Here is a 10,531-nt window from a genome sequence, read left to right on the forward strand (position 1 = left end):
TCTTACCGGTCAGTGCCTGACCCTCCTGAAGCGCTTTCAGGGCTTTGTCGAAATCGAAAGATTGAGTCATTTGTCATTCCTTTTTGAGATATATTACTGGAATGACACAGAATTTCTAACACTCCCTCTCGAATGCCATCAAGAATTTTTTCTGGCAGCATTAAACTGGCTGAACGAGATTCTCCGCGAATTTGCTGATATTCCACCACCATCCAGGCAAAGGTCATATCGTCTTCAATACCCGCTTCCACACCGACCCAAAAATCTGCTTCAGGACGAACTTGTCTGGCTGCCATGACACGCTGACGGGCGCCAGTACGGGTTTCTGTGTTGCCAATAGGTTGTTGTGGGACGCTACTGTCTACATTGATATCTTCTATCCGATAAGTACCTGGCCCAAAAACATCATCAAAGGCGAGACTAATGGCTTTAATTTTTGCAGGGTTGGTGGTTGCGGCAATAACGTGATACATAATAGATGAGTTATCCTTTGAACGAGTATTTACGCAGTATAACGGAAAATGAAAATGTTACAGGTATATCTTGTTCGGCATGGGGAGTCCGAATGGAATGCGGCACGTCGTATTCAGGGACAATCTGACAGCCCTTTGACCGAAACAGGCGAACATCAAGCCAGATTAGTGGCGCAAAGAGTAAAATCTGAAAGTATTACCCATGTTATTACCAGCGACCTTGGGCGGACACGCCGAACGGCAGAGATCATTGCTGAGGTTTGTGGTTGTGAAATTATTCTGGAGCCACGTTTGCGCGAGTTGCACATGGGGGTGCTGGAGCGCAGAAATATTGATTCCTTGACCTCGGAAGAGGAGAACTGGCGTAAGCAAGTCCTTGATGGCACGCCAGGGGGACGCATCCCCGAAGGCGAATCGATGGATGAACTCGCTGTACGTATGAGAGCTGCGCTGGAAAGCTGCCGTAAGCTGCCGGTTGGTAGCCGGCCATTGTTAGTCAGTCATGGCATTGCTTTGGGATGTTTGGTTAGCACGATACTGGGATTGCCCGCCCATGCTGAACGTCGTCTTCGCTTGCGAAATTGCTCTCTGTCCAGAGTGGATTATCAACAAAGTCCGTGGCTGGCGTCAGGCTGGATTGTGGAAACGGCAGGCGATATCACACATCTGGATACGCCCGCACTGGATGAATTACAACGTTAATGCTGGATAGGAATGAGATACTGAAATTCGATGATATGGTTCGCCGCTTCCTTATCCCTATCATTGGTATTGGTAAGATAATATCGCTCGATATCGTATCCTTTCCTACGTGTCAGGTTTAGCATTGGCAGGCAAATACCGTAGACGGTAAACAGGAAATCCTGTAATCCATCTTTGGTGCCGTAGTAACTAAATGAGACGTATTCTCCAGCCGGTAATGTAACAGGTTGGCTGCCTGCCACATCAAACTGGGCATATTGGGGTTCTACCGCCGTTGTATACAACACGGTTTGTTCATCTTCTTTTTCTGGATTGGGAGTCGCATGATGGAGGCCATAAAGTACAGGAGGCAACACTTCTGCATTTTGTAGATAATATGTCCAGAAATTGTGTCGCATTTCAGTACAAAAACTGGACCATTGTTCCAGCGTATAAGAACAGGTCTGTTCTATACCAACCAGCGGCTGTTCCTCTAGGGTGAGATAGGTTGCTTCGGGAATATATCTCTTATCCAGCAATATGGGCGGACAAATACCCGTGGCGCACCACTCCTCACTGAGACGATAAAGTGCAGGTGTTTTATTAAATTGTTTTTTAAATGCGCGAGTGAAAGTTTGTTGGGAGTCAAACTGGTACTGTAAAGCAATATCCAGAATAGGGCGGCTGGTTAAACGTAAAGCAACGGCTGCCCGTGATAACCTTCTGGCACGGATATAGGAGCCAATAGCCTGGCCGGTAATGTCTTTAAACATACGTTGCAGGTGCCATTTAGAATAACCTGCTTTAGCTGCAACATTATTGAGTGATAATGGTTGATCTAGATGATTGTCTAGCCAACGTAATAAATCACGAATGATGCCGGTTTGATCCATACATCTCCTTAGTCGTTAAGACCAGAAAGAACAATATAAGAACCTATACCCGTTATCTTTCAAGTTGCTTCTTTGTTGGCTGCACTCACTCACCCCGGTCACATAGTTATCTATGCTCCCGGGGATTCGTTCCCTTGCCGCCGCGATGCATCTTGAAATCCATAGGGTATTACTACTAGGCTATTTTGTTTGCCGCTTGAACAGGCTTACAGGGTGAGTAAAACGAATCATTCCTATGTATTGCATATCTGTTCGATGTCTGCGTACTGTTGGTGTTCATAATTTATTGACAAGCGCGGCATTCAACAATAACTCTACTGGATATAAGCACTAAGTGTAAAACAAGTCTTATATTTACAATAGGATACTTATTCGTATTATTATTTCACTCATTACTTTGTGAAATTATTCTAATAGGTAATTATTGTTATTAGAGGGTATTACCGCCTATTTGGTATCTCGGCGGTGAAATTCTACGCTGAATTAATTAAGGTACGAGACTATATATGTTAAAAATCATAAAGATACTAGTAACGACAACATTGTTGTTCATACCTGTGGCGACTCAGGCAGAAGAGATTGGTTCGGTAGACACTGTTTTTAAATTTATCGGGCCTGATCACAAAATTGTCGTGGAAGCATTTGATGATCCTGATGTTAAAAATGTGACTTGCTACTTGAGCAGGGCAAAAACAGGTGGAATAAAAGGGGGTTTAGGGCTTGCGGAAGATACTTCTGATGCGGCGATTTCTTGTCAGCAGGTTGGGGAGATTGAACTAGCAGACAAGATTAAAAAGAGTAGCAAAAAAGGTCAGGTGGTTTTCCAGAAACGAACTTCACTGGTGTTTAAAAAACTTCAAGTCGTCCGTTTCTATGATGCAAGCCGTAATGCATTAGTCTATCTGACATATTCCGATAAGATGATCGACGGTTCACCGAAGAATGCGATCAGCGCTGTACCGATTATGCCGTGGAAGACGGTAGAAAATTGAGGGGCAGGATGGGTTCCCACAGGGATATCCCATCCTGTCATTTTTAGAGGCTTACTGACGCTGATAGTTCAAGTTATGCTTCCAAATCACCACAGAAACGATAGCCTTCACCGTGAATGGTGGCGATGATTTCCATCGTATCTGGCGTCGATTCGAAATGTTTACGAATACGACGAATCGTTACATCAACAGTACGGTCATGAGGTTTCAATTCACGACCTGTCATTTTTCTCAATAAATCTGCGCGCGTTTGGATTTTGCCTGGATTTTCACAGAAATGAAGCATGGCGCGGAACTCGCTGCGCGGCAATTTATATTGCTCGCCCGCCGGGCTGATCAGAGAACGGCTATTGATATCTAATTCCCAACCGTTGAATTTATAACTCTCAACTTGGCGACGTTCCTCGCTGACATTACTCAGATTCATGGTACGAGAAAGCAGGTTGCGGGCGCGAATAGTTAATTCACGCGGATTAAATGGTTTGGTGATGTAATCATCAGCACCAATTTCCAAGCCAAGGATTTTGTCTACTTCGTTGTCACGGCCGGTCAGGAACATCAAGGCGACATTTGCTTGCTCACGCAGTTCGCGGGCAAGCAACAAGCCATTTTTGCCTGGAAGGTTGATGTCCATAATCACCAAGTTAATGTCATTGTTTGACAGAATGTGGTGCATCTCTGAACCATCGGTGGCTTCATAAACTATATACCCTTCAGCTTCGAAAATGCTTTTTAGGGTATTGCGAGTGACAATTTCGTCTTCAACAATCAAAATGTGCGGGGTTTGCATGGTTGCTACCTAGAATCGCTTAAAAATAAATCAGAATGATTCAAACTACTCTTATCTCAGGATATTTACTGGTTATTATTTGTCATCACTGAAATTATAGTTTAAATCAGTAATAACATTTATTGATATGTTTTACACTGAAAGTAAAAGTTGCTTTTCCTTTGGTGGGCATATACCCAAAAAACTGGTTAAACAGTGTTATGTTAGTCCATTAACAGCAATATAACAGCTTGCAATGCATTTACCATCTAAAAAAACTACCTTTTATTGACGTACATCAAAATTGATTGTAGCACGTTAATATTATTTATATTGGTTATTTTATACCTTGTATTCTGTCATGCAAATGACAAATTTCTGTTAACGTACAGAGTGGTTTTGTACGGAAAATAATCTCTGTTGAGTTTGGCAGTGAACAAAAATAGCTGATTTTTACGAAAAGATAAAATATATTGTTAATTTTGTTAAAAATGGATTTAACAACTAAAAAATTGGCTTCAACAAGAAATATTTGTTTGTCTTGATGACCATGAGATAAATTATTCCAGTACTAAAAATATCGAAAAAATAAGATTGTTTAGAGAAAATGTTTGACTTTGTGCACAGATTCATTTAACCAATATAGGGTCGAACCCATTAAATGACAGACAGGAACCTATGCAAACTATCAGCCTGAAAACCACAATTATTATCACCACCGGAACCACAGGTTGCGGGGCGGGCTGACGCATACATAAAACAGAGAAAAAAGCCCGCATCCAAATCAGATGCGGGCTTTTTTTTGGCGCGGAATCAGGAGAAAAATGTTAATGCGAGTGCTTAAATTTGGAGGAACTTCGGTCGCTAATTACCAACGTGTGCTGAGCGTTGCCGATATTGCAGAAAAAAAACTTTCTCAGGGAGGAGTTGCATTGGTGCTTTCCGCACCGGCAAAAATTACCAATCATTTAGTGGCGATGATTGAAAAAACGGTCTCCGGGCAAGAGATCATTACCCATATGCATGATGCTGAGCAGATCTTTGCTGATTTATTACAGGGATTGGCGCAGGCGCAACCCGGTTTTGCTTATGAACGGTTAAAAATGATGGTTGAGCAAGAACTTGCGCAATTAAAACAGGTTCTGCATGGTATTTCGTTACTGGGTCAATGCCCGGACAGTATTAACGCTTCCCTGATTTGTCGTGGTGAAAAACTCTCTATCGCCATCATGGAGTCTGTATTGCAGGCACGTGGTCATAAAGTCACGGTGATTGATCCAGTGAAAAATCTGCTGGCACAAGGTCATTACCTTGAATCTACGGTAGACATCAACGAATCCACTAAGCGTATTGCTTCTCTGAATATTCCTGATGACCATATTGTCCTGATGGCTGGATTTACGGCTGGGAATGATAAAGGGGAGCTCGTTGTCTTGGGGCGTAATGGTTCTGACTATTCCGCTGCTGTTTTGGCGGCTTGTTTGCGGGCTAAATGTTGTGAAATCTGGACTGATGTGGATGGTGTTTATACTTGTGATCCCAGAGTCGTGCCGGATGCGCGGTTACTAAAAGGCATGTCCTATCAGGAAGCGATGGAACTCTCTTATTTCGGCGCCAAGGTGTTACATCCACGGACTATTGCCCCGATTGCTCAATTTCAGATCCCGTGTTTGATTAAGAATACTGCTAATCCAGATGCGCCGGGAACACTTATCGGTGACGGGCAGAAAGATGAAAGTACGCCGGTAAAAGGGATTACTAACCTGAGCAATATGGCGATGATTAACGTATCAGGCCCTGGCATGAAGGGGATGGTGGGTATGGCGGCAAGGGTATTTGCTGTCATGTCTCGCAAAGGGATCTCTGTTGTGCTGATTACTCAATCATCTTCAGAATATAGTATCAGCTTCTGTGTGCCTCAACGTGAATTAGAACGTGCTCGCCAGGCGCTGAGTGAAGAATTCTATCTTGAACTGAAAGAGGGTGTTCTTGATCCTTTGGATGTGATGGAAAATCTTTCCATTATCTCGGTTGTTGGCGATGGTATGCGTACCTTGCGTGGCATCTCTGCCCGTTTCTTCTCGGCATTGGCACGCGGTAATATCAATATCGTTGCCATTGCACAGGGGTCTTCTGAACGTTCTATCTCCGCGGTTATCGAGAATGAAATGGCAACGACAGCCGTTCGTTTGTGCCATCAGATGTTATTTAATACCGATCAGGTGATTGAAGTTTTTGTTGTCGGCGTTGGTGGTGTAGGCAGTGTTTTAATTGAGCAGATCCGTCGTCAACAAACCTGGTTGAAACAAAAGCACATCGATTTAAGGGTATGTGGTATTGCTAATTCACGGGCGATGCTGACGGACATGAGAGGCATTTGCCTTGATAATTGGCAGCAATGTTTATCAGAGGCCACAGAACCTTTTAGTTTGAGTCGTCTGATCCGTTTGGAGAAAGAGTACCATTTGCTGAACCCGGTGATAGTGGATTGTACCGCTAATCAACAAATTGCCGATCAATACGCCAGTTTCCTGAGTGATGGCTTCAATGTGGTCACGCCGAATAAAAAAGCCAATACATCGTCGATGGCTTATTATCACCAGATTCGTAAGGCAGCAGAGAAATCTAAACGCAAATTTCTGTATGACACTAACGTCGGGGCTGGTCTGCCGGTTATTGAGAATTTACAAAACCTGCTTAATGCGGGTGATGAACTGGTTCAGTTCAATGGCATTCTTTCCGGTTCTCTCTCTTTTATTTTCGGTATGCTGGATGAAGGAATGTCACTATCTCAGGCGACGTTGCTGGCAAAAGAGAAGGGTTATACCGAACCTGATCCGCGTGATGATCTGTCCGGTATGGATGTTGCTCGTAAGTTGTTGATCCTCGCTCGTGAATCAGGTTATGAACTTGAACTGGATGATATTGATGTGGAGCCTGTACTGCCAGCTTCCTTTGATAACGGTGGCAGCGTGGATACTTTCCTTGAGCGTTTACCCTCTCTTGATCAGGTTTTCAGCCAGCGTGTGGCAGAAGCCAAAGGGCAGGGAAAAGTGCTGCGTTATGTTGGCATAATTGAAGATGGCCGTTGTAAGGTGAAAATCGCCGCAGTAGATGGCAATGATCCGCTTTATAAAGTCAAAAATGGCGAAAATGCGTTGGCATTCTACACGCGTTACTATCAGCCAATACCGCTGGTACTGCGGGGATACGGGGCGGGTAATGATGTTACTGCCGCAGGTGTGTTCGCAGATATGCTGCGTACTTTGTCCTGGAAACAGGGAGTTTAATTGTGATTAAAGTTTATGCGCCTGCATCTATTGGCAATGTCAGTGTTGGGTTTGATGTGCTGGGAGCGGCGGTCTCTCCGGTTGATGGTAATTTATTAGGTGATTGCGTTACTGTCCGGGCAGCGGAGAGCTTTAGTTTGCGTAATGAAGGGCTGTTTGTGGGGAAGTTACCTGAACAACTGGAGCACAACATCGTTTATCAATGCTGGCAATTATTCTGTCATCATTTGGGTAAACGACTACTTGTGGCGATGACGCTGGAAAAAAATATGCCAATTGGCTCTGGTCTTGGCTCTAGCGCTTGTTCTGTTGTTGCCGGCTTGATGGCGCTGAATGAATTTGCAGGTCTTCCGTTTAGTGAAAGCCAATTACTGGCAATGATGGGGGAACTGGAAGGACGCATTTCCGGCAGTATTCACTACGATAATGTTGCTCCATGTTATCTCGGCGGTTTACAACTGATTATGGAGCAGGGGGATATCATCTGTCAGCCGGTACCTTCGTTTGATGAGTGGTTATGGGTGATGGCCTATCCGGGCATTAAAGTTTCTACCGCAGAAGCCAGAGCGATTTTACCTGCGAACTATTCGAAGCAGGATGTTATCGATCATGGCCGTTTTCTTGCTGGCTTTATTCATGCTTGTCATACACGGCAACCCGATCTAGCAGCCAGATTGATGAAAGATGTGGTTGCTGAACCGTATCGTACCCAACTGTTACCGGGTTTTGCCAAGGCGCGTGAAACCGCGAAACGGATAGGAGCATTGGCGTGTGGTATTTCTGGTTCTGGCCCGACCTTGTTCTCCATTTGCAATGATATGGCAACCGCAGAGGAAATGGCTGAATGGCTGCAACAGCATTATGTTCAGAATGATGAAGGTTTTGTACACATTTGCCGTCTGGATCTCGCAGGCGCACGACAGATAGGGTAATTGATGAAACTGTATAACTTAAAAGACAACAGCGAGCAGGTAAATTTTGCACAGGCAGTTAAACAGGGGTTAGGCAAACAGCAAGGGCTTTTCTTCCCGCAAGACTTACCTGAGTTTAGTCGGGAAGAAATTGACCAACTGTTGAAACTGGATTTTGTTACTCGTAGTGGCCGCATTCTCTCAGCGTTTATTGGCGATGAAATTCCGCCAGAACAATTGGCGACACGGGTTAAGCATGCTTTTACTTTTCCGGCGCCTGTTGCCAAAGTGGAAAATGATGTTGCAACACTGGAATTATTCCACGGCCCGACTCTGGCATTTAAGGATTTTGGTGGTCGTTTCATGGCGCAAATACTGGCACAAGTTGCTGGTGAGCAGCCAGTAACTATCCTGACGGCGACTTCCGGCGATACAGGAGCAGCAGTAGCGCACGCCTTTTATGGGCTAAATAATGTACAGGTGGTAATCCTCTATCCACAGGGCAAAATCAGCCCGTTACAGGAAAAACTGTTCTGTACCTTGGGCGGTAATATTCACACGGTGGTAATTGATGGCGATTTCGATGATTGCCAAGCGTTGGTTAAACAGGCGTTTGATGATCAGGAGTTGAAACAAGCTCTGTATCTCAATTCAGCCAACTCAATTAACATCAGCCGCTTGTTAGCACAAATTTGCTACTACTTTGAAGCGATTGCTCAGCTACCAGAAGATAAACGTGAACAACTGGTTATCTCTGTACCGAGTGGGAATTTTGGTGATTTGACCGCGGGTTTATTGGCAAAATCGATGGGATTGCCGGTAAAACGCTTTATCGCTGCCACTAATGTTAACGATACGGTTCCACGTTATCTAGAGGATGGAAAATGGCTGCCTCACCAGACCGTTGCCACGCTTTCCAACGCAATGGATGTGAGCCAGCCAAACAATTGGCCACGTATTGAAGAGCTATTTCGTCGTCAATCTTGGTCGTTAAGTGAATTGGGATATGGCGTAGTCTGTGATGACGTGACAAAAGAGACGATTAAGGCGCTGGCTAAATTGGGTTATATTTCTGAACCTCATGCTGCGGTTGCTTATCGTGTTCTGCGTGATCAATTGCAAGAAGATGAATACGGATTATTTCTCGGTACGGCGCATCCAGCGAAATTTAAAGAGAGCGTGGAACAGATTTTGGGTGAAGAATTACCATTGCCGGAAGCTTTGGCGGAACGGGCTGATTTAAGCTTATTATCCCATCATTTACCGGCAGATTTTGCTGAATTACGTACTTTCCTGATGGAAAGAGTGCCTAAATAGCGATGAGAGTAGGCGCCGCACAAATCATGCGGCGTTTATGGCTGATAATAAAAGCCTTAATGTTGTTCAGGGCGTTTAAATACCAGTTCATTTCCTTTGGACAGTGACTCATCAAAGGCGTAACCATCCAGATTAAACTCCACCAGACGGTCAGTTTGGGTTAACTGATTCTGAATAATAAACCGGCTCATTAGCCCACGGGCTTTTTTCGCGTAGAAGCTAATGATCTTATATTTACCGTTTTTCTCATCAAGAAAGACGGGTTTAATAATTTTACCGGCTAGCTTTTTCGTATTCACGGATTTGAAATATTCATCGGAAGCCAAATTAACTAACACATTATCACCTTGTTGTTCCAGAACCTCATTGAGCTTTTCCGTGATCAAATTTCCCCAGAAAGCGTAGAGATCTTTACCACGTTTATTTTCCAGCTTGATCCCCATTTCCAGCCGGTAAGGTTGCATTAGATCCAACGGACGGAGTACACCATAAAGACCAGACAGGATACGCAGATGATTCTGAGCAAAATCAAAATCCTGATCGGAGAAAGATTCAGCCTGCATACCGGTATAAACATCACCTTTAAATGCCAGAATAGCCTGACGGGAATTTTCTGGCGTGAAATCAGCATGCCATTCGCCAAAACGAGCGGCATTCAGGCCGGCAAGTTTATCGCTGATACCCATCAAACTCGCAATTTGGGCTGGCGTCAGTTTACGGCAAATGCTAATTAGCTGTTCTGACTGGTCGAGTAATGCTGGCTGACTATATTTTTCCGTGGTAAGCGGGCTTTCATAATCAAGGGTTTTTGCAGGTGAAATAGTAATAAGCATAATATTGTCCCGGTTATTCAGATTAAGTTAATTTAACAAAATATAGGATAATAAAGAATGAGTAACAATGATAGCGGAAACTGTGTATTTAATATCTATGGGGTAACAAACTGATAATTTTACACTCCATTTTATTGACCGATATTACCTTTAATGAGAATAATATTTAAATAATTTATCATGGTATATTTTAATTTAATTTTATATATAAATAAAGTTTTATTGATTTTTTAAATATTAATTTTCCTGATTATCACTTAAATTCAGCTCCCATAGGCGTATACTTAAAATAAGTCTGTGTGGAGGTAAATGAAAATGGCTAAAAATCAGATTCAATTCCAAAAAGGCATTTCTATTCATGAGTTTATTTCA

At 43.5% G+C, this 10,531-nt stretch carries 9 protein-coding genes and 1 other annotated feature; of the genes, 5 read left to right on the plus strand and 4 right to left on the minus strand.

What is annotated here, in order from left to right:
- Positions 1–2: 2 nt before the first annotated feature.
- On the minus strand, positions 3–473 hold the full coding sequence (yjjX, locus tag EAE92_RS23330; protein ID WP_422616072.1) for an inosine/xanthosine triphosphatase: 471 nt from the start codon (positions 471–473) through the stop codon (positions 3–5).
- A 54-nt stretch (positions 474–527) separates the two neighbouring features.
- On the opposite strand from yjjX, the gene gpmB reads away from it, so the two are divergent.
- Positions 528–1,175, plus strand: coding sequence for a 2,3-diphosphoglycerate-dependent phosphoglycerate mutase GpmB (gpmB, locus tag EAE92_RS23335; RefSeq protein WP_214069771.1), 648 nt, complete (start codon positions 528–530; stop codon positions 1,173–1,175).
- Here gpmB and robA read toward each other — a convergent pair.
- A complete protein-coding gene (gene robA / locus EAE92_RS23340; RefSeq protein ID WP_036777055.1) occupies positions 1,172–2,047 on the minus strand; it encodes an MDR efflux pump AcrAB transcriptional activator RobA in 876 nt (291 codons plus the stop codon). The two genes, gpmB and robA, sit on opposite strands and share 4 nt — an antisense overlap.
- 506 nt (positions 2,048–2,553) lie before the next feature.
- Between robA and creA the strand changes: the two genes are divergently transcribed.
- Positions 2,554–3,039, plus strand: a complete 486-nt coding sequence (creA, locus tag EAE92_RS23345) for a protein CreA (protein ID WP_214069772.1) — start codon at positions 2,554–2,556, stop codon at positions 3,037–3,039.
- 73 nt (positions 3,040–3,112) lie between these two features.
- Here creA and arcA read toward each other — a convergent pair whose 3' ends face one another.
- Positions 3,113–3,829 carry a two-component system response regulator ArcA gene (gene arcA / locus EAE92_RS23350; protein WP_036777051.1) on the minus strand — a complete coding sequence of 239 codons (717 nt, stop codon included), beginning with the start codon at positions 3,827–3,829 and terminating at the stop codon, positions 3,113–3,115.
- A 664-nt stretch (positions 3,830–4,493) separates the two neighbouring features.
- Positions 4,494–4,613, plus strand: a sequence feature (Thr leader region).
- Positions 4,614–4,638: 25 nt separating this feature from the next.
- On the opposite strand from arcA, the gene thrA reads away from it, so the two are divergent.
- The 3 genes from thrA to thrC are packed head-to-tail and all read left to right on the plus strand — an operon-like array spanning position 4,639 to position 9,326.
- Positions 4,639–7,098 carry a bifunctional aspartate kinase/homoserine dehydrogenase I gene (thrA, locus tag EAE92_RS23355; RefSeq protein ID WP_214069773.1) on the plus strand — a complete coding sequence of 820 codons (2,460 nt, stop codon included), beginning with the start codon at positions 4,639–4,641 and terminating at the stop codon, positions 7,096–7,098.
- 2 nt (positions 7,099–7,100) lie between these two features.
- On the plus strand, positions 7,101–8,030 hold the full coding sequence (thrB, locus tag EAE92_RS23360) for a homoserine kinase (RefSeq protein ID WP_214069774.1): 930 nt from the start codon (positions 7,101–7,103) through the stop codon (positions 8,028–8,030).
- A 3-nt stretch (positions 8,031–8,033) separates the two neighbouring features.
- A complete protein-coding gene (thrC, locus tag EAE92_RS23365; RefSeq protein ID WP_214069775.1) occupies positions 8,034–9,326 on the plus strand; it encodes a threonine synthase in 1,293 nt (430 codons plus the stop codon).
- 56 nt (positions 9,327–9,382) lie between these two features.
- Here thrC and yaaA read toward each other — a convergent pair whose 3' ends face one another.
- The gene (gene yaaA, locus EAE92_RS23370) at positions 9,383–10,159 is read right to left on the minus strand and encodes a peroxide stress protein YaaA (protein ID WP_214069776.1); all 777 of its coding nucleotides are present in this window, start codon (positions 10,157–10,159) and stop codon (positions 9,383–9,385) included.
- Positions 10,160–10,531: the final 372 nt, after the last annotated feature.

Source organism: Photorhabdus hainanensis, from assembly GCF_018448965.1.
GTDB classification, from domain to species: Bacteria; Pseudomonadota; Gammaproteobacteria; order Enterobacterales; family Enterobacteriaceae; genus Photorhabdus; species Photorhabdus akhurstii.

Coding starts and splice junctions, on each gene's coding strand:
- arcA (WP_036777051.1), bottom strand. CDS start 3,829: ATGCAAACCCCGCACATTTTGATTGTTGAAGACGAAATTGTCACTCGC.
- yjjX (WP_422616072.1), bottom strand. CDS start 473: ATGTATCACGTTATTGCCGCAACCACCAACCCTGCAAAAATTAAAGCC.
- robA (WP_036777055.1), bottom strand. CDS start 2,047: ATGGATCAAACCGGCATCATTCGTGATTTATTACGTTGGCTAGACAAT.
- thrC (WP_214069775.1), top strand. CDS start 8,034: ATGAAACTGTATAACTTAAAAGACAACAGCGAGCAGGTAAATTTTGCA.
- yaaA (WP_214069776.1), bottom strand. CDS start 10,159: ATGCTTATTACTATTTCACCTGCAAAAACCCTTGATTATGAAAGCCCG.
- thrA (WP_214069773.1), top strand. CDS start 4,639: ATGCGAGTGCTTAAATTTGGAGGAACTTCGGTCGCTAATTACCAACGT.
- gpmB (WP_214069771.1), top strand. CDS start 528: ATGTTACAGGTATATCTTGTTCGGCATGGGGAGTCCGAATGGAATGCG.
- creA (WP_214069772.1), top strand. CDS start 2,554: ATGTTAAAAATCATAAAGATACTAGTAACGACAACATTGTTGTTCATA.